The organism is Parasutterella excrementihominis YIT 11859, assembly GCF_000205025.1.
Classification (GTDB): domain Bacteria; phylum Pseudomonadota; class Gammaproteobacteria; order Burkholderiales; family Burkholderiaceae_F; genus Parasutterella; species Parasutterella excrementihominis.
Window position 1 is genome coordinate 19,471 of the sequence record NZ_GL883721.1, and the last position, 24,058, is coordinate 43,528.

Sequence of the window (24,058 nt, forward strand, 5' to 3'; positions counted from 1 at the left end):
AAACATAACCTCGGCAGAAAGAAGCAGCGGGCTAGATATATCCAGGATATTGGAATCATTAAGACCCTCGTTAACAGAGAGCTAAATCTTCTTTTCACTCGGAAGATAAACCCGATCAGGGCGATAGTCGTTGAAGATTTAAGTGCTCGGATGAAGGCTCACTTTGGCAAAAAGTGGAATAGACGGCTGAGCGGCTGGATGCGAGGATACCTTCAGGAGAGGATCAGATATAAAGCAAAGAAACATGGAATAGAAGTAAACGAAGTAAACCCTGCTCACAGTTCGAGAGAATGCCCCCGGTGTCACTGCACGGACAAAAAGAACCGACGAGGGGATGTCTTTAAGTGCTCGTCTTGCGGATACCACGAACATGCTGACTTGGTTGCTGCGTTAAACATACTCGGCCGTTTAGGAGATAAGGAGATCCGTAAAGGTATGTCTCCGTCTCGGGTGAAAGCAGTACTGGACGGTCGGCACGTCGGTTGGAAATTATTGAACGAAACCGTTACCGACAGGACTTCAGATGAAGCGCGTGTTGTGAGCGAATCTCCCCGTTCAGCTTCATCGAAGAGCGAACGGAGAAGTGATGTACAGGTTTGTACAGCTTCCTGATAACGGAGAAGATCATTTCTTGGCTCTGGGACGCGGCTGTGTGGACACTGTTCGCTCTAAGTTTCATCATGTCATGAGCGCTGCTTCCGAAGGAGAATATAACTATATGGCAACCGTTCCGAATAACCGTGACCACAAAACATTTGTGATTAGTAAACAGCTCATGCAAGACATGGTGACATCGGGCGAATTTACCCCTAAAACTAATCTACTGAAAGAAGGACGAAGTTTGGGTGAACTTTACGTCACGGGCTTGTCGATGTATGAAGGAAAACTGTTTGCGGTAAGTAAAAACTTCAACTGCATCTTTGAGATTGATCCGAAGAACGAGATGATTGTAAAGGCCTTTGCTCTCCCTGCGTCTCTTGACGATGTTCGAGGTCTCATTGCAGATAAAGACGGTTTTAAGGTCCTTAATCGGAACGTGCTTGTTACATTGAGAGATTGATAGTCGAAACTGAAATCGATCTCGCTCCGATTTAAAGAATGCCGGCTTAACGCCGGCATTCTGCCTATTGACAAGGTTGTTAATCTTCAATACCCCGACGCTTCGAAAAATCAAACCTTGAAAGGGCAAATAAGAAGATCGCACCTCTGAAGCACAATTCAAAGGCCATCGCAACCCAGACACCATCCAATCCCATTCGGGATGCCAGGTAGTAAGCCAAGGGAATACGAATGAGCCACATGCTCCCTAAATTCATAAGACTTGGGAACAAAGTGAATCCGGCACTCACAAAAATACTGCAGCTAACAATAGCGGCAGCAAACATCGGCTCTGCGAACGCCTCAATTCGCAGAGCACTGGATCCTAATTCGATAATGGATTGATTAGTTGTCATAAACCCAATCATCCAAGGAGCTGTCAAATACATCACTACGCCCATAGCCGACATGATGACCATGACCATGATGACGTTGATCTTGGAAAATCTTCTTGCCATGTCCGGCCGTTTTGCTCCGATGCTTTGGCCTACGATGGTGGAAGCGGCATCAGCAACCCCGTAACCTGGCATATAGCATAAACTCTCAGCAGTTATGGCAAAAGAATGAGCCGCCAAAGATAAAGGTCCTAACGGCGCCACAATCATCGTCGTGACGATTTGGGCGCTGCTCATGGCCATTCTTTCTAAGGCGATCGGAGAGCCGATTCTGGCGACTCGTCTCATGCAGAAAATCTCAGGAAGGAAAGAGCCGGGGTGGCCGACGAGGGCAATTTTGTCGGACTTTACAACCAAGAACCAAAGAAGCAAAAATGTGCTGACCGACTCCGCCAGGATGGTTCCTAAAGCAGCACCGGCAACACCAAGATCGGCTCCGGGAACCGTAATGCTAAGCCCCAGAATCTTGTAAGTGGCAGTCGGGAAGATAAGCAGCAAGTTAAATATGGCGTCCAAGAAGCACATCCCGATATTAATCATGCTCGGAAGTTTCACATTTCCCGTGCTTCTCAGCATGCTTGAAGCAACAAAGCCTAAAAAGGCGGCAGGGGTGCCGAGACAAAATATGGCGAAATAAGTTCTAGCATCTGCATAAAGCTCGGGGGCGCCTCCGAGCCATGTCGGAACATAGGGGGCAAGAGCAACGCCGACAATAGCAATTGCTATGCTGATAAGACCGCCGACAAACAATGACTGCCGGAGTACAGATCGTGCCTCATCGAATTGTTTTGCGCCGATTCTTTGTGCGACTTGAACCGTAAAGCCTGCTGTAACGGATGTGATAAGTCCCCATACGAGCCAGAGGGAGGAAGAGACCAAGCCGATCGAGGCCGCAGGGTTTGCGCCAAGGTGACCGACCATTGCCGCGTCGATGTATTGGACCATCACGAAAGAAATCTGAGCAAAAATCGCAGGCAGGCTCAAGCGCCAAACGAGTTCGATTTGGTCCCAAACATTTAATTGCGCGCCGTTTCTGATAAGAGAAAACAGCTGCTCTGTTCTTTTATCCTTCGTAGCCATAGCTCGCATTCTAGAAGCATTCTTTTCCTTAGGAACATTACGGAATGATTATGGGCCTTATTGCTAGAGAGCTTTTTGCTGCTTCTACTTAAGCGCGTGTTGAATTTTGATAGGGCTGTTAATTCATTAAGGCTGCTTCAAAAGTCTTACAACCGGACTTGCCTCGATCAGTCCCGGAATCCGATGTCCACGATCGCTCCCCTAGGCTAGAGGTTCAGCTCTTCCATCTTTGTTAACCATTTTGTTCTTGAGCTGGGCGCGCGGGGAAAGAATCAGGAAAATTTTCTTCTACAATCCGGATCTTTCGCCAAAAACTTTGAGAACAACGGTTTTAATTCTCAAGTTTTGTTTAATTTTCCTGCTCTTCAAACACCGTTTGTTGAAATGAACCAGCTTCTCCCAAAATACTTCGGATTTGATCCTGCAACGACGACGATCAGAACTGAAATCATCGCAGGCGTCTCCACTTTCCTCACAATGGCCTATATTCTGGCTGTAAACCCAGCCATTCTTGGCATTACGGGAATGGATAAAGGAGCGCTTTTTGCTACCACGGCGATTACCTCCGGCATTGCGACGCTTATCATGGCGCTCTATGCCAAGATGCCCTTCGGACTTGCACCGGGTATGGGTATCAATGCCTTCTTTGCCTATACCGTTTGTCTTTCGATGGGGCATACCTGGCAGTTTGCGCTGACCGCAGTGCTCTTGGAAGGTCTGATATTTATTCTCCTTACTGTGACCAATGTCCGAGAAAAGATCGTTTATTCCTTGCCGCCGAGTATTCAAAAGGCGATCGGTGTAGGTATCGGTCTTTTTATCGCTTTTATCGGTCTCCAAAACGCGGGAATTTCGGTTAAAAACGATGCAACACTGGTGGCTCTTGGTCAAATTTTCCAGCCGAGCGTTTTGCTGGTTATCGTCGGTTTAATTTCAACCGCCGTCCTTCTGGTTAAAAATATTCCCGGTGCCTTATTAATCGGTATCGCAATTACAACGATTTGCGGCATACCATTCGGCCTGACCCATTTAGACGGCTTTGTCTCTACTCCGCCTTCTGTTGAACCGATTTTCATGAAGTTCGAATGGCACAACATTTTCACCGTGGATATGGTGATGGTTGTCTTCTCCTTCTTATTCATGGACTTGTTTGATACTTTAGGAACTCTGGTCAGCCTCCTATACAAGGGCGGATTCGTTAAAGACGGCAAGATGCCGAGAATGAAGGAGTCCTTCTTTGCAGATGCTGTAGGTACAACCATCGGAGCCTGCATGGGAACGAGCGCGATTTCCACTTACGTTGAAAGCGCAGCAGGAGTTTCCGTCGGAGGAAAGTCCGGATTAACGGCTTTTGTGATTGCGGTTTGCTTCTTTCTGTCTCTTTTCTTTGCACCGCTCTTCTTATCGATTCCGGCACAGGCCACTGCCCCGGTCTTGATATTGGTCGGTTTCTTAATGATCTCCTGCATTAAGGAAATTGACCTGGATGATTATGCGGAAGCCATTCCGGCATTTATCTGCATCATCACGATTCCGCTTACGTACAGCATTGCAAACGGCATCGTCTTTGGACTTCTGAGTTATGTGCTGATTAACTTGATCTCCGGCAAGTTTAAGAAGATTCGCATCGAGATGTACCTGTTGTCGGTCTTCTTTATTGTGATGCTGTTGCTCCACTAATAGAAAGTTATCGAAATATTCCGATATTTCAATTAAAAATTGCCCCGCTTTTGTGCTCGCTGCTACTTAGTTGTGCACAAAGCGGGGATTTTTCTGCCGTTTTTCTGTTTGTTTCCCTTTAAAGCGCTAATCACACCTCAAAAAAGTTGGCACGGAATATGCGTGTAGTTCAAGTGCATTCGAACACAAACAGGAGAACCAAAATGTCAAACTCTCTCGCTTTAAGAAGACGGACTTTCCTTAATTTCGGCCTATTAGGTGCTGCAGTCAGTGCCGCCCTTCCTGTCAAAGCTTTTGCACAGGCACCGGCGAATGTTTCTTTCATCGCTCCGACAGCAGATAATCCAATTCGCATTAACTTTAATGAAAACGCCCTGGGTATGAGTCCTAGTGCACAGGCCGCTGCACGCGACGCCGTCGCAAAAGGAAACCGTTACGCTAAAGCAGAGATTACACAGCTCCACGGTAAGCTTTGCGATATGTATAAAGTTCCAAAGAATTTCCTTCTTTTGACGGACGGTTCTTCTGAAGGGATCAGAGCTCTAATGGGCGCATATTCCCGTCTTCCCAAAGTCCAGTTGGTTATTCCGGAACTGACTTACGGCGACGGTGAGCACTTTGCGAACCTCTATAACGTTCCTGTTGTAAAAGTTCCGATGCTCGCGGATTGGAAGGTCGATGTCGCAGGGCTCAAGAAGGCAGTGGACGGTTTCGACGGCTTCTCCATTGTTTATTTCGTCAACCCCAACAACCCGACGTCGACTGTTACACCTGCCTCTGAAATCGAACCTTGGGTCAAGAGTAAACCGGACAATACCCTGTTCATCGCGGATGAGGCCTATGCGGAGTATGTCAGCGATCCGAAATTCAAATCGATGGCAGGTTTAATTCAGGACGGGCTGGACAACGTAGTTCTCTTAAAGACATTCTCGAAGCTATATGCTATGGCCGGGATGCGGGTTGGTTTTGCGGTCGGCGCTCCGAGCATTATCAAGATGATGAAAGATCAGGTAGCCGGTGAAAAATTGAACTATCCGGGTGTTACTGCTGCTTTGGTTTCCTTAGATGATGAACCGTTCCAGGCTTATTCCAGAGCTTCGAACTTAGAGAGCCGAAAGATTTTAGCTTCTTGTTTAGATAAGCTCGGGGTTAAATACCTCCCTTCGAGCACGAACTTCATGTTCTTTGAGTTAAACGAACCGATTCGTGCATTCCAGAAGAAGATGGCTACTCGAAACATCATCGTCGGCAGACCGTTCCCGCCTGCAATGAATTGGTGCCGCATTTCCTTAGGTACGCCGCAGGAGATGGCCTATGTCGCAAATGAACTGACAAAAATGCGTTCAGAAGGCGTGTTTTAAAAATTTTTGATTTTTTATTTTATCGACGGCGTATTTTGTGTAAATATGCCGTCGTTGTCATTTGAAGTTAGGATTCAAACATGCAGCGGATAACGATTTTTGATCTGTCTGCTGAAAAAGACAGTGGCAGTGACGATGGTTAAAATCCCACAGGCTACGAGGATGGATGTTCCTAAAACAAAAGGCATTCCCGCTGAAATGCGGCGCAAATAAAGCTGGTAAGCGGAAATTAGCCATTCAATGCCGAAACAAATTAAACAGATCTCCCAAATCCAGCAAACGGGCCGGAAAGGAATAAACAACAAAATCAATAAGATTACGGGGATAGGCAAAAGGAGGTAATTTCCCCAAAAGTACAAGTGAGCCCCGAATAAAATCGCGCCAAAAATCGGGAAAATCAATCGCCACATATCAAACACTTAACCGGATAATATAAATACGATTCTTGGGGTGCAGCCGCGGGCAAAACGGCTACATACTTCAGGAAGCCTTCTGCTGCAGCATTTATTCACTCGAAGACAAGAGGAGGAAACCGAGGTCTTAACTCCGACCCGGTTTCTTCTTCTTAAATCTTCTTTGTGATACCGATGAGCCAATAGCGTTCAAACACGCCGGTCAGCAGCACTAAAGCCCCGGCGGCGCATATCCCGTACACACCAAAGAAAGCTAAAACAGCGGCAAGCAGACCTCCGATGAGGTATACCCAAATACGCAGAAGAGTGTTTTCTCCGGAATAAACTCGCCGAGCTCTTTCTGAAGTTTCCATCCAAAGCAGGCTGAAAGCAACGGTTCTAGCGACTTCGAGAATGAGGAAAGGCATCAACAAGTAGGCACATGCATCCCAAAATCCCAAGCAGCCGGCAAGAATGGCGTAAAGACCGCAGCCCATCAGAAGTGCATCCGAGACCATAAAGGAAGTCAGCCAGCGAGCTTTTTTAACACCAGGTTGTGATGTGCAACTAAATGCAACGCCTTTATAGCAAATGACAACCACTGCGCCGATGAAAGCCAGTACGGTAAAGAGCCGCATCAAAATATCCAGCCAGCCGATGTAAGGTCCTAAAAAGTCGTTTGTCGCAACTGAAAAAACAGACAGCCAGTAAACGGCTACTGCACAGCCTAAGCAAGTTGCATAACAAGCGAGTCCCCAAACACCGACCGAAAGCGGCGAAGTGAAATGCAGTATGCGCATTGCATGGATAAAGCGGGGAGGATCTCCGAGGTCAAAGACTAACAACGCGAGGTCTACCAGCACGATGAGCAGCGCAAGTGTTAATGCAAAAGGCAAAATTGCGGCAAAAAGAGGAGGACCGGCAAACCAGGCGATACCGGTTAACACCATGAAGCCAGCAGTCAGATTGTTAAAGAAAGCATCCCAAACAATAATGTTTCCCCAGTCGGGGCGATGCGTAATATCGTGTCCTTGATAAAGGGAGGGATGCCCTTCAGCCCAAGGTTTAGGATTATTCATGTTGGTCATGTTCATCTTTTCCTCCTCAGACTAAACAGGCCGCGATAGCTGCAGCGCAAAGAATGAGCGTTGCAGCTCCTCTCAGATAATCGCCTGGCATGTATTTTGTCGGCGTGACCGGATCGGAGGGTAAGCCGTAAACTTCGGGCTTGTCCATTAAGAGGTAGAAGGAATTCAAGCTGTCGTAGTTTTCAAACGGATCGACACCATAGAGCTGAGCTTCCGGATGCCCATGGGTGATCAGATAGTTCACTCGGTCGCGCGCTTCTCGGACCATCAGCTCTCTCGGTCCGAATTGAATTGCTCCTGTAGTACAAGCCTCCTGACACGCGGGGCGCAAACCGTCTTTTAAGCGGTCATAACACTCCGCGCACTTCATGGAGTGCCCTGACTTAGGACTGATTTCAGGAACTCCAAAGGGACATGCTGCGACGCACATTCCACAGCCCATGCAGATATCTGTCTGATAATACACTCCTCCGAATTCGTTGCGCACAATTGCACCGGTTGGGCAAGCCTCATGGCAGGGAGAGGTTCGGCAGTGTTTGCATTGGTCGCTCATGAACAGCCATTTCCCGGCCTTAGGTTCTTTAAGAAGAGCATCAATCGTAGCCGGAGCCGGACGATCAACTGCATTCTTTTCAGAGAATCGTTCTATGAACTTTACGTGGCGCCAATTATTTGCGGAAAGGTCGCCGGTGTTATCGTAACTATCTCCGGACCAATGATAAGGATCCGACTCCAACTGATTCCACTGCTTGCAAGCTACTTCGCAGGATTTGCATCCGGTACAGATAGAAGTATCAGTAAAAAAAGCCAATTCCTGACACTTCGGGAGCGGATCATTTCGATCAAACAGGCTGTAAATCGGATCAATCTTGTGATTCTTCTTCGGCTGATCGGGCGCATATTTCTCTTTGACGACGTCAAAGATGTTTTTGGAATTGATGGATTTCATATTTAGTTCCTCTCTTCCGGTTGTGCGGCCCATGGTGTCTCAGGAATCGGCTCCGACATTCCTTTCGGGTATTCAACAGGGAATTCATTGAATTTTTCAATTTTGCTCATATCCGGCGTATCAATCTTCACCACGAAGCTCTTTGAGCTCGGGATTAGCCCGTCACCGGCCATATCCGCAGGGCTTAAGTCGTTAGTAATCGGATCGCAGACGATACCCTTATAACCCGAGCAGACAAAGCGGCCGGCGATGCTCGCCTGGCGCCCTTCGATAACGCCGATTCTCAAACGCGGTGTGACAAGAGCTCTCACTTGAATTTCATTTCTCGGACTCTTGACGGAAACATAGTTTCCTGTCGTGACTCCTATGCTTTCAGCTAATTCCGGTGATATTTCGATGAAAGATCTCGGCTGCAGGCCTACTAGCCAGGGAATGGTTCTCGTCATGGAGCCTGACATCCAGTGTTCGACCATATGGTAAGTCGTCATCACTGTCGGGTAGGCCGGATCTCCGGGCTCGGTTACCGGATTCATCGGATCGTCGATGATTGTGACATCCGGAACGCGGCTCGTGCTCCAAAGAGTATTGGTATATGGCGATTCAACGGACTCATAGAAGACAGGGAAGGGTCCTTCTTTAATTCCATAGGGAACGAAGAGCCAGGCTTTGCCGTCCGAGTGGGCGCCGAATGCAGCGGTGCCGTCCAGAGCAGCGCCGCCTCTGGCATCGGGAGCGGGCCGGTAGCTAGGCGGTTTAGTTGCGTCGAACTGCGGTTTGTCATATCCGACCCACTTCTGTTCGTGCTCATCCCACCAGACGAGCTTCTTTCTCTCTGACCACGGATGACCGTCCGGTGCGGCAGAGCACCGGTTATAGAGAATGCGGGAGTTGGTAGGCCAAGCAAAACGATAAGTCAGATCGATTTCATGATCGACCGTTCCGCCGTCGCGCCGTTTGGTGAGGTTTTCTCCCGCTTCGTTGATGAAACCGGCAAGCAGGCGGCAGCCGCAAGCAGTTGTCCCGTCACTCTTAAGTTCAGAGGAACCTTGAACAGGTCGCCCGGTAGCCGTATCAAAGCCGTTCATTTCAAAAGCGACGGCATCCAAGTCACAGTCTCCCTCGATCGGAGGAAGTCCCATTTCATTTTGCTTACCCTGCGGCACATCATAAGACCACGTGAGACTGCGTAAACCTTCATCTCTTGGAAGACCGGAGCTTTCAGCCAAAGCTTTGAGTCTCTTACCAAGCTGATAAGTCCACCAGGCATCTGATCGGCATTCTCCGGGTGCGGCTTTAATACGGTCATGCCACTGCATCAAGCGTTCTGTATTATTGACAGAGCCGTCCTTTTCTAAGCAGGAATTTGTCGGGAGGTAAAACACTTCGGTTTGAACTTCTGAGGGTTTAGGACCATTCGGGTCCGCATACCAGACAGAAGCGGTTTCGTTTTCGAATAAATCACAGACAACCAGCCACTTAAGGTTGCGAATCGCGGCGCGCCCCCAACCGGTATTGGGGTTCGTAACGGCAATGTTTTGACCAAAAACCAACAGGCCGTCGACTTCGCCTTTCTTTGCCCGTTCAATCGTGACGGTTAAAGACTCATTGCCGCCGAGTTTCGGAAGCCACTGATATCCGTATTCGTTTTCTTTTACAGCATAGTCGCCGTACCAGGCTTTTAGGAGGCTAACCATGTAGTTTGGAAGAGAAGCCCATGAACCGCGTTCAGTTTCGAGTTTCCACATACCATCTGACTTGTTTCTCGCACCGCTGAATCCATGGCCGTTGGCGAGATAGTCTTTGAGCGTGGCGTTCCCCTCTGCAACCTTTGGCAGCGGGATGTAGTTCGGAAGATCGGCAAACAATGTCGGGATATCCGTTGCACCCTGGACATTGGAGTGGCCGCGAAGAGCGAGGATGCCTCCGCCCGGTCTTCCGATGTTTCCGAGCAGTGTTTGAAGAATTGCACAGGTTCTGATGATCTGAGAACCGGCCGAGTGCTGTGTAAAGCCGGTAGCGTAACAGAACGCCGAGGTTCTGTCGGGCCCGGAATTGCGAGCCAAAAGTTCGGCGACTTTAATAATGTCGCAGGGGCGGCAGCCGCAAATATTGGCCGAAGCTTCCGGGGTGTACTTTTCCACCTGTTTTTTGAGCAGCTGAAATACGCAGTGAGGATCCTGAAGAGTCGGATCTGTTTTTGGCGCTCCACGGGAACCGTCAGGATTTATTTCGTACTCATAGTCCCAAGAATTAGGTTCTTTGCTGTAAGAACGGGTAGTCGGATCCCAACCGTTAAATAAGCCCGTGTTTTGATCAAAATTAAATTTCGGATTAATAATGGTTGAGGCATTGGTATAAGCAAGCACATATTCCTTGAACCATAAGTCCTTTTCCAGAATATAGCGAATGATCGCGGAAAGGAAAGCAATATCGGTTTCCGGGCGAATATGCACATGGTGATCGCAAGCCGCGCTCGTACGGGTGTAGCGAGGGTCCACATGAATGGTTACCGCACCCTTCTTTTTGGCCTGCATGGGCCAATAGAAGGCGCAAGGGTGGGCTTCGGCCATATTCGAGCCCATGATTAGGATGCAGTCGCTGTTGAGAAGATCACGAGGCGGGTTGGTGCAGGCACCGAAACCGAAGGTTGGGCTTAAGGCAGCAACGGTCGTCGAGTGACAGTAACGAGCAGAGTTCTCAACCGGCAGAATACCGAGGCCGCCGGTGAAGAGTTTTCTGAAAAGATAGCATTCTTCATTGTCGTTCGCCGAACCGCCGATAAAGCCGATATTGGCGCAGTTATTGACCGTAATGCCGGTTGTCGGATCTTTTTCTACAAATCCTTTATTCCTAGTGTCCCAAATACGTTTTGCCACCGTATTCAGCATCCAGTCCAAAGAGACCTCTTCCCAATGATCAGAACCCGGTGCGCGGTACATCGGTTTGACCTTTCTATAAGGGTTCTCATTCAGAGCATACGTAGAAGAGCCCTTGGGGCAAAGTCTGCCTTCGTTAACGGCACTTCTAGGATCTCCCTCAACATCGATTAATTTTCCGTCTTTAAAAAAGCCCAATTGAGAACATCCGACTGCACAAAATTGGCAGACGGAACTCCCGACCTTAGCGCCGCGAAGGCGTGTACAACGAAATGTCGTCCTTGGACTATAGACGTCTGTGATCGAGCTCATGCATCCTCCGATTGTTTCTATTGCCATTATTGATTTCCGGAAGAGAGGAAAGGCCTATCACGGCCCGAATCGAGATTTTTAAGGAGGGAAAGTACCGAAATTGGTTGAAGACGTGCAGCCCTGTGGTTTTACAGTCCATTTAACCGGCGGGGATTCTGTTGTCCAAAAAAGCAACTTTTAGTTTCAAATATCAATTTCCCCTTATATCGTTAGGTAACTATCCCTTTGTATATCCATGAAGACGTTACTAAATAATTTTCGGATTAATCCCTTGATTTCCTATTTTGGTTAATTAATACCACCCGTTTTAACTTATTAATTTAACCATCTGCAATCTTATATAACTTGTTTTGAGTTACTTACACTAATATTACGATGGGTTGTACATTCATGTTTGATCTGAAAAGGAAAAAATTAAACCAATATTTATGCTTGGCAATAGCCTCAGCTCTCGGCTGCAGCTTTTGGAGTCATTTGGGTGCGAAAGAACTCTCGGAGCCAATTGCGGGGTCTTATCATGCTTCCCAGCCTGGTGAGAATCTCATCGCTGCAAATGGAACGGTTTTTGAACACGGAAACAGTTTTGGGGAATCTCCTCAAAAAATATCCGGTTCTTTCGGTATGTTGTTAGCAAATGTTGGAAATGCCTATCAACTTGACTTGAATGGTAATTTCTCCAATTCAGTCTATTATGACGGTGCAGTCATTACGAATTGGAGCGGGACCCAAATTATCGGTAAAAAGGACGATAAGATTTCTTCCATTGCCATCAGCAGCGGTCATTCATATGACTCCATGAGTTATTACAACAATCGAGGAAGCGCGATTGCTAATTACAGCGCCGGGCAAACAGAAGGCCATCAGGAAATTTTTTCAAGAATTGATTCAATAGGGTCGCCGGAACAAAACTTTACTTTTGGCGTTGTTGAGCGCGGCAAGGGGATTCAATATATTGAGTCCATAGGCGTCCTGTACGCGAATCCAATTGGTATCTTAAGTGGAATCGATGATTTGTCAGGTCCGCATAATCGAACAAATGAATTTTTTAACGGCCGACAAATCATAAAATCGATTGGCAGCGTGATTGTAGATTCCTTGCAGCAAAAAGCAGAAAAGATCAATGATCCCGGAAATGGGGGAACGGAGATAAGGAATTCATGGCCTGTCTTCGGGGTACTGAATTGGAATCAAATCAGAGAGGACGGAGAGCCTAATCAATACATCGGGATTCAATACTTGATTCAGGCCACTACAGACTTACCTCAACAAAGCGTTGAGGGACAGGAAGGCTTTAGTCGGCGAACCGTAGGCATTGCAAACCGAGGCGGACTTCAAGTTATTGAGTCTCTTAATGAAGATGGGGCGAGGATTAGAGTGGGCTCCAAAACGCAGAATGGTACATATGCAGGAGGCGCAGCTGTTCATGTTAGCTCTGTGAAACCCGATTATGATGACGCTTCTAATGCGGTTACCGTGTTAAAAGGAAAATTTACCATTGAGTCGGGATCCTTATACGCGGCCGGAACGAATACAAATCTTGGGGTTCTCAAGTTAGAAAATTCACCGTCAAACAGTGGTGAGCTTACCTTGAACCCGGGTGTAAATATTTTCATCGGACGGTCGTTGATGGGGAAGGCAAATCCTGAAAATTCTCTTCTTTCGGTTGGAATAAAGGCAACTCCATACCGCATCCGTTTTGGTGATCACAGCGGTCTTTATAACCAGGGCAGATTCCGGGGGAATGCACTGTTTGTTTTTTCTAGAGAGGGAAACAACGTAACTTCCGGCGGAGTCTTTTTGAAACAAGTGGAGAAACAAGAGGACGGGTCGCTATCTCGAATTAATCTTGCCGTTATGGGGGAAGATCCAGATAAATTATCAATCAAGGGTGCAGAAAAAGTTCTCCGCTCAGCAGCACGTCGAGTTTTTGTAGATACAGGTGCTGAAAATTTGGAGACGAGCCAACTTAATGGAGAGGTCAAACACGGAACAGTGGCTATTAATGAGGGCTTGATCAATAAATATAGGGCGGCATATGCATTAAAACCGATTGGTTCGGTCGGAAACCCCGACGAAGTCAAGGAAATCGGATTTGAAAGCGAAGCAAACAGCGGAGATGCAGCTTCCCGCTATCAATACGAAGGAGAGATCGTCGGAAGTATCGAAGGAGGAGATTCGCACGGGACCGATGAGCCGCAAATTATTAATGACAAGACCTCAACAATGACAAGTATTGACGGAGTCGGACTGACTCAATACTTCATTTGGCGCCAAGATAACGAGACGCTTTATCAGCGACTCGGAGAAATAAGGGATGATGAAAGTGCAGAAGGTCCATGGGTCCGAGTAATCGGCGGAAGGAATAAGTACGATAAAAATGGAGTTTATTTCCGAAACGATTTTGGAGGCATTCAATTGGGCTTAGATAAAACAGTAACGCATACAGAAAACGGAAAGTGGCTGGCGGGAGCCGGGTTAACTGTTCTTCGAGGAAACGCGGACTTATCTAACGGCGGTTCTGAGAAAAATAATATGGCCAGTTTAAGCGGTTACGGAACGTTCCTTTGGAACAACGATATGTATGTCGATTTAGTGTTTAAATTGAGCCGGATGCACAATAAGTTCACTGCCGTTTCCGATAATTATGACTACATTTCCAGAGGTCGCTTTAACAACTATGCGATTCAGCTGGGCGCAGAAGCCGGGAAACGTATTTGTTTCGGAAAGGAAGAAAATTGGTTTGTTGAGCCGCAGTTCCAAATTTTGTACGGTCGGATTAAGGGAAATAGCTTTGATACGGACACCGCTGTCGGTGTTAGAACAAAAGCCATTAATAGCGTGATAGGACGAGTTGGGCTTTCCGGCGGATACAAAGGAAGTCTTGGCAGCGCTTTTGTCAAGGTGGACGGTCTGAGAGAGTTTACTGCTCGGTATCGTGCCGACTATCACATGATCGGGGGAACTGCCAATAACAGAAGCACAGTTAACCTAAAAGACAGTTGGTTAGATGTTGGCATTGGAGGGACGATGCATTTGTCTAAGAACACATCAGGTTTTGCACAGATCAAGCGCTCTTTTGGAGGTAAGCTCAACCAAGAGTTCCGGGCCGATATCGGCTTGAGGTATGAATTTTGAGGATGAGAATGGATAGAAAACTTTAGCCGGCCCGTCATTGACTTCCTCCTCTTCATGTAAACGAAGAGGAGCCCGGCCGCTTCAGCAAAAATGCCTAAAGGTGGATTACGAGCGCGACGAACGCCGGTGGTGAGTAGTTCAGATCTTGCATAACGGGTAGTATCACCTCTAAGAAGCCTCACACGGCAGTTCTATCACCTGGACCTTTCCGACCGGAACGACCGCTATCCATCTCAGGGCTCGCCCGCGGAGAAGTCCTCTGTATCTGCATAACAAATGCCATTGAGTTTCGCAGCCTGCGATAGTTTCTTCTCTCAAATGATCAAGTTAGACGTGAATTGGCGACGAGGCGGGGACGAAGCGATGATCAAAAAAAGTGTGTCAGACTGATAGCTTCCTCGGTAACGAATGCTCTTGACTTTTTAGGGCCATCATTCTTTTGTGTCGCGTACGCAGCATTAACTAAAAAATAAATGTTTGTTCTTTTGGTAAACGGGTACGCATATCCCAGTGACAAACCGGAAAGACTGCTCCTACTGTAAGGAGAAGAAGAGGCAGAGCGCGATTTGTTGAACCCGGCAGCTACCATTGCCTGACCGCATCAGGGCCAGTTAAAGCCTTCACCAAACGCTCAGCAATGTCAAGAGTTATGGACGCTTGGCCTCTCAGAATTTTTAAAAGCGAGTTTGGATCGACATTGCTCTGTCTAGCAAAATCCCTGGCAGGGATTTGCAGATACTCGAGCTCTTCAGCGACGATAAGCCCCGGGTTCTATTTAATATTCTGGTCATCAGAAGCTGCTCAAACCGATGACTTTCAGGAAGTCATCAACTCGTGTAAAAGCTCCTCTCCGAAGAGTTTTGCAAATTCTTTTTCATAATGGGCTTCTTTCTCAGCAAATCTTTCGGCAAACCAATTCATGAAGGTTCGTATGTAGGGAACATTCCAACGTGATGAATGGCATGCGAGATAATTGAACTGAGAAGCTCTGTGCCAGCCGTTAAGAATCGGGACAAGTTTTTCGGCTCGCAGTGCGTCTATGCAATAAAAGAGCGGCATTCCAGGAGATGCGCATTCTCCGGCCAATACGGACTCAAACAACAAATTTGGAGAGGACCACTCAATTTGTTGGCGCAAATGAAGGTGACAGCGCTTTCCTTGCTTGCATACGCTGTCAAATGGCGTATGCGAAAACTTGTCTCCGCCAAATGTGTGTCCGACCGGGACTTCGGCTAAACGGTCTGGATGATCCAAAAGGCCGTATTTTTCAATGAAGGAAGGAGCGGCAACCGGTACAAAGATCATTCTGCCGCGAGGGATGAGAATAGAGTCCGGAAGTGTGACATGGCCTGTGACAGCCACGATATCAGCGCTTCCTTTTTGGAACTCTTCGGTATTTACAGGAGTAATAACGCGAATTTTATGTTTCGGAAAGAACTTGATGTACTCAAAGAAAAGTGAGTGTGAGATAGAGACGAAAGTATTCGGGACCATGATCTTTATTATGGCGGACTCTTTATCCGCTTTCTGTTCTATTTTTCCCAAGAGCTCCTCATACCGTCCGACCATATCTTCGACTAGAGGAAAGAGTTCTTCTCCCGTTTCCGTTAGACGAAAAGGGCGAGAACGCCTATCTAACAGAGGAACTTTTAGTTCTTTCTCCAATTTGCTTAGAGTACGGGAAATCTCCGCCGAATCACGTCCGTATTGTTCAGCGGTTTTGCGAATGCTGCCTGAATGACGAAGGTCTAAAAATAACTTCCAAACCTCAATTTGATTAGAAGCTTTCATTAGTAAATTGAGAATTTTTTCAATATTTATTGATAATTCTATCAATTTTAGCTGAAATGAATTCTTTGAAAATTCCTGATTTTTTAATTTTTTCTACTATTTCTTCAGTGTTTCATTCCAAGGAGAATCTCATGAATACAACAGCAAAATTTCATCTGACTGCAGCTGCATTTGGAGTGCTGATTGCCTCTTCTGTTTACGCTGAAACAAACCAGGTCTATTCCAACACGGTTCAAGCACACAATGCACCGATGACCGTCGACGTAATCATGAAAGACGGAAAAATTGCCAATATTCTCACAGACAACAGAGAGAGCCCAGGGGTCGGCAAACTGGCTATTGCTAACCTTTCCAAGAAAATAATCAGGAATCAAACTATCAATGTTGATAATGTAACCGGCGCTTCCGTGACCAGTATGGCGTTGAAGTATGCCGTCAAGAAGAATCTTGAGGCTGCCGGTGCCGACCTCTCTAAATTTCAGACCAAACTTCCGAAGGCTCAGCTCAAGGATACCTATAGCAGTGAAGTGGTGATTGTCGGAGGCGGTGGGGCAGGTCTTGCGGCTGCCGCGTCAGTCATCGAAGCTGGCGGAACAGCGATCATTGTTGAAAAGCTGGGTTATTTAGGTGGCTCCACAGTAGTTTCCGGGGGCGGATACAACGCGGTTGATCCCGAAAGACAAAATCGTCAAAACATCGACGACAGCATCGACAGACATTTTCAAGACACGATGAGAGGCGGTCACAACAAAAACAATCCGGAGCTGGTGAAGAAACTGGTTGAAGAAGCTCCGCCAACGATGCATTGGTTGGAAGGCAAAGGACTTGGATTCGGGCCGAAGGTACGAGTGATTGTCGGTGGCTTGTATCCACGTGGTCATGGTGCCGAAGGAGGTGGTTATGGCTATATCCGCGTGTTGGAAAAGTTCATTAAAGCCTATCCGGATAAAGTGAAAGTATTCACCGATACTCAGGCTGTGAAACTCATTAAGAATGAGGCAGGCAAGGTGATTGGTGTTTTGGGTAAGCATGATAGTAAAGACGTCAATTTCATGGCGAGCAAAGGCGTCATCATTGCAACCGGTGGTTTTGGTTCCAATGTAGAAATGAGGCAAGCCAAAAATACCGGTGTATGGAAAGAAGTTACGCTCGATAAAAACATTCCCTGCACGAACAATTTCAAAGCATCTCAAGGCGATGGGTTAAAACTTGCCGAACAGGTCGGTGCCAATGTCATCAACCTTGATGATATCCAGCTGCATCCCGGCGGAACACCGAAAACAGGCATTATGTCCAGCTGGCCCAGCGGAAGAAACCGCATCTTCCTCACGCCGCAGGGTGACCGTTTTGTAAACGAAGATGCAGCGAGAGATACTTTATGCAAGGCTGTCTTCAAGGAAGGCGGCAAGTACTGGATTGTTTCTAATCACGTTAAGTACCCGACGCTTGACTATCAGTCGAAGAACTTAACGATTGGCGAAATGATCAAGCTTGGCCAAGCTTTCTCCGGCAACACGATTGAAGAGCTGGCTCAGAAAACGGGTATGGACCCGAAAAAACTTCGCGCCTCGATTGACACCTATAACGACGTCGTTACTGGGAAGATTAAGGAAGATAATCTTGGTTTTAAGAAATTCACTCAGGATGATAAGCCGATGACAGAAGGTCCTTTCTACGCCACGCCAATGGTACCGGCAGTTCACCATACAATGGGTGGCATTCAAATTAATTCTGCAGCTCAGGTGTTAGACAAGGCAGGGCACGTGATTCCAGGATTGTTCGCCGCAGGCGAAGCCACTGGAGGTGTTCACGGCTCTAATCGTGTCGGCGGGAATGGCGTTGCTGATGCGATGGTTTTCGGAAGAATCTCCGGACAATCTGCTTTGAAGTAATTACACTTGAAGGAGAAAGGAGCCGTAGGTTCAACGCGGCTTCTTAACGGTTTGTCGAGGGTTTTAATAGAAATTTTGTTTGTAAAAGCGCTAATCTCTGTCCTCGCCTTTACAACTACTTAACCAGTATAGGACAACGAAGGCATTCGCAACTATTTGCATTCTGCCGAGAAAGATCAATTAACTAATCAAACAAACTTGTGTACCATTTAAAACCTTTCAATCGTTGAAGACTTCTCTCCGGCCGCATAATTTTTGCTTGACTTGAAGGCTTTGTCTATGACTTCAAAGAATTGTTAGTTCTCATTAGTTAACAAGGTAAGTATTGCTTCAGTATGTTGAGTGACTTGGGGAGGTTTCCCCTTTATGGTTGAAGCTCCTTCCATTATTTTTCTGATCCAAAAATTCTCTTCAGCCCGAAATAATTCGGTTTTTAATAAATTCCGCGAAATTCTCCGTGCGTAACGCGGGGATGGATAGGAGGCGAACCGATAAGGTTCGCGCGATAGAATCGCCCTGTGAGGCCTGCCGGTTCCGCACAATCCACTTTTTTCCGGCTAAAAGAATTCGGGAATGAACGGCTCAAAAACTGTTCGGACTCGATGAGGGCGTATTTGTGAACACGCCCACGGTGATTCGTACTCCTATGGGGGACGGAAGTCGTTAGAATTTTGGGCGCGTCCCAAAGATGCCGTAGCCGTAAGCCTGCGGTAGTCCATGTATCGCTTTCACGTGTTAGCTAGATTAGAAACTAAGTTGGAGAAAAAACGCGCAGCAAAAGAAACTTTTTTCTGAAGCAATCTGTTCGAGTAAACCTGACTTCTTCAAGGGGCATCTATTTCGGCAACAACAAGTCCTGAATTTACCCATACTAGTCTTTCTTATATTTCAGGTTCGGCAGATGTCGAGCAGAAATCGTGATGTTTTCCAAATCCGCGCACTTCTCGAAATACTCGGCTGTTTCAAAAATCAATTCTTGATCTTTCATGAGTTCTGATCTCAAAGCGCCAACGTCGCACTCTAGGATTCTGGCAGGAGTCAATGCAACACAAATTTGTCCACAGGGTCGACCGGAGAAAAAGTTCATATACCCCGTCGCTACACGCAAGGGTGTTGCAATAGCGTATATACCCGTGTTTATGTCTCGAGGATCAGATAATACCTTTCCATTAATCCCATCTATAACGACAGCTAATCTCTGAACGCAGGAATCCTTTACGTAAAAATAATTCGTCTTTTTGCAGTGCTCTCTCGCTTCCCAACTCTTTAATCAGGCTTAAGAGTTGTTTCGGCACCTCAGGCGTTATCAAAAGATCAATGGGTATGTTGCCTTCTCCCAAAAAGGTCTCAGAGCAGATATTTGTTCGGCTGGGAGAGGATTCGGTTTTTTGTTTATCTACTACGTCTAATGTGCTCATTGAAAAACCTCCGGGTAGGAGAAAGAACTGCCTTGAAAGGCAAGAGGTTAGAAAAAATGCACCATGCCGACGTGAGTCACAATGCGATTAGAGCCTTTTTCTCCTCGCAAGAGACCGGTGCTTTAAACGTCGAAGGCAAAGCTGCTTACTCCATGACAGAGGATCAAATCGGCTCTTCGCTCTCTGATGTCAGCGGCTCCGCTTTATTGCTCGCTGCAGGAACGACTGTTGCCGGATCCATTAATGTGGGCGCACTAAACGCAAACGCCGACAACGCACGTGCAGCTTCCTCAAATACTTTGACCGTTGCTTCCGACGGAAAAGTCCTCATCAAGGCGCTTAAGGCTATAACGGATCTTCTCCTCTGGTTGTCGTAGACAAAGTTGATGCAGCCAAAGGCAGCAGCGTTGTTCTGCTCAATGCCACAGCAGTTAAGGAAGGCACCACCGTCTTTGCGGTTAAAGATGATGACTCGATCGAGGACTACCTTTTCTCTACAGACAATCTGCTCAAGCAAGTTGTGGACAATAAGGTTGTTACCGCTAAGGCAGAAAATGTTTTCAGTGCAGATATCCTGATCCAGAACCCTGTGAACTTCGCATTAACCGCTGACGGTCTTGCAAAAGACAGAATTGAAAGTATTACCACAAACGCGACAGCTCAGGGGGCATCAGCAAAACTGAACGCAATCGCTTTGATGGGTACTGCATCCGGCACTCAGACCATGGCTGTCAATATCGCCAACACTCAGCTGGATACGATCGATTCTCACGGATCCGTGCTTGTCGGCCACGCTCATGACCGCAAGGGCGCCGACCTTTGGATTGATGTCAACGGTTCTTTCAGCAAGGCTCGTCACTATTCTGCAGGTTCCCCTTGAGTACGGCTACAGAAGTGATGTCTCAGGCATTACCGTGGGAAGCGGCTATGCCTTCGGTAATGGTTTAGCAGCCGGCTTGGCGGCCAACTTCGGTAAAGGCTCTCTCAGAGGTCAGAACACCGGAGCCGGAATCAAGAACAACATTGATTACTTCGGACTCAACCTTTACGGCGTTTGGTCGAATCCGTATGTGAATTTGATCGGCTCTGTCGGTTATCTTCAGAGCAAAAACGAGATCAAGTCTCAGGGCTACAAGGCAAAACCCAACGGTAAGACCTTTGTTGCCGGCATTCGTGCTGAAAAACCGTTTGCCGTTACTGAGGCAGTAAAGGTTACTCCGCACGTTGGTCTCCGTTATAAACACGTTAAGGTTGACGATTTCAATGCAAGCGGCTTCTCCTATAAGAACGAGAGCGCTAACCTCTTTGAACTGCTGGTCGGTGTCGCAGTGAGCTCCGATATTAAGACTGCCGGCGGCGCTGGAATCAAGCCGTTCGTAGACGTGACGGCGACACCGAACTTTGGTGATCGTAAGGTTAAGAATAAGGTCGGTTTGCGCAACACTGCTGTTTCTGATTCGTTCGACGCACGTATTACCAATAACGCTTTGGTAAACGGTACAATCGGCGTCAATGCCGTTAAAGGCAGCCACTCCTTCGGACTTCATTATTCCGTAGACGGCGCCAACGACGGCAGATTGGATCAGATGCTGAAAACTAAATATAGCTACCAGTTCTAATCTCTAGAAACTTGCAGAAAGTTTCCGGCTAAGTACATTAAGGCCGGAAGCTAAGTAAAACTCCCGAGTATCGACAAATAAAGTCGGTGCTCGGGATTTTTGTTTTTAACCCAAGCGCAATCCTTGGAACATGCTAAGCAGCAAACTAAAAATATGAAAAAGACCACAAGTTTTAAGGTTATGAAGAGGTTTCGGTTAAATATCGGTTCTTTAGGCTTGTAGATGCTTGGCAGCTTTCAAAAATCAAAAGTTTTGGAAGACTCGTGTAAAGGAGAACACTTTCTAGTTGCAGTTGAAGAGAAGAAATTGTGGTCAAAAGCACATTTTTTCACGACAACAGTATTTTTTCGATATGCTCCGTTCGAATCGACTAATATTCCTCAAAAAATATTAGAGGAAAGTACTACGGATGAATAAACAAGAACTGGCCGCCCAGATCTGGAAGGGCGCAAATGAGATGCGGGGAAAAATAGAAGCCGGGAACTATAAAGATTTCATTTTAGGGCTTTTGTTTTATAAATTCCTTTCGGAAAACGAGGTCAAATATCTCAAAGACAACTTGGGCGCATCTAAAGAAGACTTGGCCGCTGAGGACGTCAAAACTTATCTTATAGACAACCTCGGCTATTACATCCCTGAAGAAAATCTGTTTTCCTCAATGATGGGAAAAGATAAGGGAATGAATATCGGGAGTCTTTCGGCTGCTTTGAGTAATTTTAATTTAGTGACGCTTGAAAATCCCTTGTTCTCCAATATTTTTCGTTCTCTTAATGCGGGCCTCATGAGCCTTGGCGAAAACGATGCCACGCGCTCTCAGATGATCGTTAAACTCGCCCGTCTCATAGACAACATTCCGATGAAAAATGCGGGGGGGGTATGATGTTCTTGGGTTCATCTATGAGTATTTAATCGGCCAATTCGCTTCCTCAGCCGGGAAAAAGGCGGGGGAATTCTATACACCGCACGAAGTCTCGGAACTGATGGCCGAGATTGTTGCTTACTCCTTAAAAGATAGAGAACGCATTTCTGTTTATGATCCGACAAGCGGTTCGGGTTCTCTCCTGATTACCATTGGTAAAGCGATTGAAAAGCAGGGAAAATCAACAGATTCAATTAGATATTTCGCACAAGAAATCATAGAGGCGACTTACAACCTAATTCGAATGAACCTTGTCATGAGAGGCATTATTCGAGACAACATTTCGACCAGCAACAACGATACGCTGCGCAATGATTGGCCAAGAAATACGCTTAAAGATGAGCCGCTTTTAGTAGACGCAGTTGTCTCTAACCCTCCTTATTCCTTAAAGTGGAACCCTGATGGCATGGCAGCTGATCCGCGCTTTCAAAATTATGGCTTAGCGCCGAAAAGCGCTGCGGATTTCGCGTTTCTTCTGCACGATCTATACCACCTGAAGTACGATGGTATTCTCACCATTGTTTTGCCTCATGGGGTTTTATTCCGGGGAGGGGAAGAGGAACGTATCAGAACACAGCTTCTTAAATTGAATCAAATTGACGCTGTCATTGGCTTGCCGCCCAATATTTTCTTCGGAACTGGAATTCCGACGATCATTATGGTGTTAAGGAAGTCAAGAGAGCAAAAAGACGTTCTTTTTATTGATGCTTCAAAAGGATTTGAAAAAGTCACGGCAAAAAATAAATTAAGAGCGCGGGACATTAGAAAAGCCGTAGAGGTATGGAAAGATCGCAAAGAGCTGGAAGGTTTTTCTCGTAGGGTTTCTTTTGAAGAAATTGAAAACAACGGATTTAACTTGAATATTCCACGTTACATCGCTTCTTCTGAAGAGGAGAGATCGGATTTATATTCTTTAATTTACAGCGGAATACCAAAGAAGGAGATTGACACTCTACAGCCGTTTTGGAACGTGTTTGAAGGGCTTAAAGAAAAATTATTCAACCAAAGGGAAGACGGCTATTTTGTCTTAAAGGAAAACGCGAAAGAAATCCTGGAAAATTTTCCGGCAATCATAGAATTTAAAAAGAAAGTTCATGAGTCTTTCAAGGCGCTTTTTCCTCTCCTCAAACAAAAACTTATAGCAGAGCGTCAAGTAATTTCTCAGAGTTTGGCGTTTGAATCAATTGCTTCAGAAATACTGGAACAAGCAGAAAAACTGCCCTTAATCGATAAGTACGAAGCATTTGAACTCTTCTCCCAACATTGGACAGAAATAACAAATGATATGGAAGCTCTCTCTTCCCAGGACGGTAGTGAAGTTTTCGGGGAGGAGCAAAGACAGGAAAAAACTGATGAACGCAACAATCCTGAGTTAGGAAAAGAAGAAATAACTTCCTACGGGGAAGCTTCATTTCAACTCGGCGCTTTTGTCAGAACTTTTATTCAGGAGCGTTATTTTCCGACTAAGTTAGAAGAACTAAGTTCCGCCGAAAGGAGCGCCGAGCTTGCCAAAGAAGAGTTGAAAGAACTGTACGGTGAAATTCCAGAAGACTTTGAGTTTGATTCTGCAATCGATCAAGATAAAGAAGTCTTTATTCCGAAGGAAATCAAAGCCCTCTCTAAGGCGATTGCAAAAGACGAAAAGGCCGGCCTTACTCTTTCAGAATCTCAGGAATTCTTAAAAAAAGTTGCTTCACAAATTTCAGCAGCGGATAAGACACGCAAAGAAGCTAAAAAAATTTATGAAGAACTCGATGGGGAAACTTCGAAAAAGCAGCAAAGTCTCACAGAAGAAGAATTTGAAGAAATCTTAACGAATAAATGGATCTATCCGTTAGTAAAGAGCTGGGAGAGAATGGGGGACGACCTCGTCTTTAAGTTCTCGGAAAAACTTTCAACTTTACAGGCAAAGCATAGCTCCTCGTTTATTGCTCTTGAGGAAGAAATTAAGAAAACTTCTGATGAGCTTTCCAGTCTTTTGTCAGAATTACAGGCCGATGAAATTCAGTCTAAGGCTTTAAAGGCACTCCAAGAGTTAATTAAGGGGTAGAGC

At 46.4% G+C, this 24,058-nt stretch carries 18 protein-coding genes and 1 pseudogene; 11 read left to right on the top strand and 8 right to left on the bottom strand.

The genetic code is table 11. The annotated features are described in order from the left end of the window. Together HMPREF9439_RS13485 and HMPREF9439_RS07545 are read left to right on the top strand one after the other, a co-directional pair. Positions 1-612 (top strand): zinc ribbon domain-containing protein (locus HMPREF9439_RS13485; protein WP_008864398.1); only part of this gene is annotated, 612 nt, incomplete at its 5' end. Beyond that, positions 587-1,060 carry an NHL repeat-containing protein gene (locus tag HMPREF9439_RS07545; RefSeq protein ID WP_008864399.1) on the top strand — a complete coding sequence of 158 codons (474 nt, stop codon included), beginning with the start codon at positions 587-589 and terminating at the stop codon, positions 1,058-1,060. The genes HMPREF9439_RS13485 and HMPREF9439_RS07545, both read left to right, overlap by 26 nt. A 79-nt stretch (positions 1,061-1,139) precedes the next feature. Here the strand turns inward: HMPREF9439_RS07545 and HMPREF9439_RS07550 are convergent, their stop codons facing one another. Next, a complete protein-coding gene (locus tag HMPREF9439_RS07550; protein ID WP_040603510.1) occupies positions 1,140-2,573 on the bottom strand; it encodes an MATE family efflux transporter in 1,434 nt (477 codons plus the stop codon). Between the two features lie 384 nt (positions 2,574-2,957). On the opposite strand from HMPREF9439_RS07550, the gene HMPREF9439_RS07555 reads away from it, so the two are divergent. Both HMPREF9439_RS07555 and HMPREF9439_RS07560 read left to right on the top strand, forming a co-directional pair. Next, complete coding sequence (locus tag HMPREF9439_RS07555; protein ID WP_008812323.1) at positions 2,958-4,253, top strand: NCS2 family permease; 1,296 nt, start codon at positions 2,958-2,960, stop codon at positions 4,251-4,253. A 203-nt stretch (positions 4,254-4,456) separates the two neighbouring features. Continuing rightward, positions 4,457-5,614, top strand: a complete 1,158-nt coding sequence (locus HMPREF9439_RS07560; protein WP_008864402.1) for a pyridoxal phosphate-dependent aminotransferase — start codon at positions 4,457-4,459, stop codon at positions 5,612-5,614. Positions 5,615-6,179: 565 nt separating this feature from the next. On the opposite strand, the gene nrfD is transcribed toward HMPREF9439_RS07560, so the two are convergent. From nrfD to fdnG, 3 genes are read right to left on the bottom strand one after another with little or no spacing between them, the layout of a single operon-like run. Beyond that, positions 6,180-7,100: an NrfD/PsrC family molybdoenzyme membrane anchor subunit gene (gene nrfD / locus HMPREF9439_RS07570; RefSeq protein ID WP_008864403.1), complete on the bottom strand. Its 921-nt coding sequence runs from the start codon at positions 7,098-7,100 to the stop codon at positions 6,180-6,182. 10 nt (positions 7,101-7,110) lie between these two features. Continuing rightward, the gene (locus HMPREF9439_RS07575; RefSeq protein ID WP_244862413.1) at positions 7,111-8,043 is read right to left on the bottom strand and encodes a 4Fe-4S dicluster domain-containing protein; all 933 of its coding nucleotides are present in this window, start codon (positions 8,041-8,043) and stop codon (positions 7,111-7,113) included. 2 nt (positions 8,044-8,045) lie between these two features. After that, on the bottom strand, positions 8,046-11,258 hold the full coding sequence (gene fdnG, locus HMPREF9439_RS07580; protein ID WP_244862414.1) for a formate dehydrogenase-N subunit alpha: 3,213 nt from the start codon (positions 11,256-11,258) through the stop codon (positions 8,046-8,048). Between the two features lie 363 nt (positions 11,259-11,621). Here fdnG and HMPREF9439_RS07585 point away from each other — a divergent pair, with 363 nt between their 5' ends. Next, the gene (locus tag HMPREF9439_RS07585) at positions 11,622-14,366 is read left to right on the top strand and encodes an autotransporter outer membrane beta-barrel domain-containing protein (protein ID WP_008864406.1); all 2,745 of its coding nucleotides are present in this window, start codon (positions 11,622-11,624) and stop codon (positions 14,364-14,366) included. Between the two features lie 582 nt (positions 14,367-14,948). Here the strand turns inward: HMPREF9439_RS07585 and HMPREF9439_RS13655 are convergent. The 3 genes and pseudogenes from HMPREF9439_RS13655 to HMPREF9439_RS13490 form a co-directional block, all read right to left on the bottom strand. Continuing rightward, the gene (locus tag HMPREF9439_RS13655) at positions 14,949-15,125 is read right to left on the bottom strand and encodes a helix-turn-helix domain-containing protein (RefSeq protein WP_157645866.1); all 177 of its coding nucleotides are present in this window, start codon (positions 15,123-15,125) and stop codon (positions 14,949-14,951) included. A 57-nt stretch (positions 15,126-15,182) separates the two neighbouring features. Next, positions 15,183-15,911 (bottom strand): LysR substrate-binding domain-containing protein, encoded by a 729-nt coding sequence (locus HMPREF9439_RS07590; RefSeq protein ID WP_244862415.1) that lies wholly within the window; start codon positions 15,909-15,911, stop codon positions 15,183-15,185. A gap of 60 nt (positions 15,912-15,971) precedes the next feature. Next, positions 15,972-16,157: pseudogene (locus HMPREF9439_RS13490) on the bottom strand (helix-turn-helix domain-containing protein); the annotation flags it as partial. Positions 16,158-16,288: 131 nt separating this feature from the next. On the opposite strand from HMPREF9439_RS13490, the gene HMPREF9439_RS07595 reads away from it, so the two are divergent. Further along, positions 16,289-18,049 carry a flavocytochrome c gene (locus HMPREF9439_RS07595; RefSeq protein ID WP_040603513.1) on the top strand — a complete coding sequence of 587 codons (1,761 nt, stop codon included), beginning with the start codon at positions 16,289-16,291 and terminating at the stop codon, positions 18,047-18,049. A gap of 1,169 nt (positions 18,050-19,218) precedes the next feature. Here HMPREF9439_RS07595 and HMPREF9439_RS07600 read toward each other — a convergent pair. After that, a complete protein-coding gene (locus HMPREF9439_RS07600; protein ID WP_008864411.1) occupies positions 19,219-19,467 on the bottom strand; it encodes a hypothetical protein in 249 nt (82 codons plus the stop codon). A gap of 32 nt (positions 19,468-19,499) precedes the next feature. Here HMPREF9439_RS07600 and HMPREF9439_RS07605 point away from each other — a divergent pair, with 32 nt between their 5' ends. The 5 genes from HMPREF9439_RS07605 to HMPREF9439_RS07625 all read left to right on the top strand — a co-directional run bounded on the left by HMPREF9439_RS07605 (position 19,500) and on the right by HMPREF9439_RS07625 (position 24,055). Then, complete coding sequence (locus tag HMPREF9439_RS07605; RefSeq protein WP_167535259.1) at positions 19,500-19,844, top strand: hypothetical protein; 345 nt, start codon at positions 19,500-19,502, stop codon at positions 19,842-19,844. 143 nt (positions 19,845-19,987) lie between these two features. Beyond that, positions 19,988-20,347 (top strand): hypothetical protein, encoded by a 360-nt coding sequence (locus HMPREF9439_RS07610; RefSeq protein WP_008864413.1) that lies wholly within the window; start codon positions 19,988-19,990, stop codon positions 20,345-20,347. Then, on the top strand, positions 20,295-21,086 hold the full coding sequence (locus HMPREF9439_RS07615; protein WP_157645861.1) for an autotransporter outer membrane beta-barrel domain-containing protein: 792 nt from the start codon (positions 20,295-20,297) through the stop codon (positions 21,084-21,086). The genes HMPREF9439_RS07610 and HMPREF9439_RS07615 overlap by 53 nt, the downstream gene beginning before the upstream one ends. A gap of 409 nt (positions 21,087-21,495) precedes the next feature. Next, positions 21,496-21,966, top strand: coding sequence for a type I restriction-modification system subunit M N-terminal domain-containing protein (locus HMPREF9439_RS12925; RefSeq protein WP_008864416.1), 471 nt, complete (start codon positions 21,496-21,498; stop codon positions 21,964-21,966). After that, the gene (locus tag HMPREF9439_RS07625) at positions 21,950-24,055 is read left to right on the top strand and encodes a type I restriction-modification system subunit M (protein ID WP_008864417.1); all 2,106 of its coding nucleotides are present in this window, start codon (positions 21,950-21,952) and stop codon (positions 24,053-24,055) included. The genes HMPREF9439_RS12925 and HMPREF9439_RS07625 overlap by 17 nt, the downstream gene beginning before the upstream one ends. The last annotated feature ends 3 nt before the right edge of the window (positions 24,056-24,058 follow it).

Coding starts and splice junctions, on each gene's coding strand:
- HMPREF9439_RS07575 (WP_244862413.1), bottom strand. CDS start 8,043: ATGAAATCCATCAATTCCAAAAACATCTTTGACGTCGTCAAAGAGAAA.
- HMPREF9439_RS07545 (WP_008864399.1), top strand. CDS start 587: ATGTACAGGTTTGTACAGCTTCCTGATAACGGAGAAGATCATTTCTTG.
- HMPREF9439_RS07560 (WP_008864402.1), top strand. CDS start 4,457: ATGTCAAACTCTCTCGCTTTAAGAAGACGGACTTTCCTTAATTTCGGC.
- fdnG (WP_244862414.1), bottom strand. CDS start 11,258: ATGGCAATAGAAACAATCGGAGGATGCATGAGCTCGATCACAGACGTC.
- HMPREF9439_RS07600 (WP_008864411.1), bottom strand. CDS start 19,467: ATGAGCACATTAGACGTAGTAGATAAACAAAAAACCGAATCCTCTCCC.
- HMPREF9439_RS07625 (WP_008864417.1), top strand. CDS start 21,950: ATGCGGGGGGGGTATGATGTTCTTGGGTTCATCTATGAGTATTTAATC.
- nrfD (WP_008864403.1), bottom strand. CDS start 7,100: ATGAACATGACCAACATGAATAATCCTAAACCTTGGGCTGAAGGGCAT.
- HMPREF9439_RS07595 (WP_040603513.1), top strand. CDS start 16,289: ATGAATACAACAGCAAAATTTCATCTGACTGCAGCTGCATTTGGAGTG.
- HMPREF9439_RS07550 (WP_040603510.1), bottom strand. CDS start 2,573: ATGGCTACGAAGGATAAAAGAACAGAGCAGCTGTTTTCTCTTATCAGA.
- HMPREF9439_RS07585 (WP_008864406.1), top strand. CDS start 11,622: ATGTTTGATCTGAAAAGGAAAAAATTAAACCAATATTTATGCTTGGCA.
- HMPREF9439_RS07555 (WP_008812323.1), top strand. CDS start 2,958: ATGAACCAGCTTCTCCCAAAATACTTCGGATTTGATCCTGCAACGACG.
- HMPREF9439_RS07615 (WP_157645861.1), top strand. CDS start 20,295: ATGTCAACGGTTCTTTCAGCAAGGCTCGTCACTATTCTGCAGGTTCCC.
- HMPREF9439_RS12925 (WP_008864416.1), top strand. CDS start 21,496: ATGAATAAACAAGAACTGGCCGCCCAGATCTGGAAGGGCGCAAATGAG.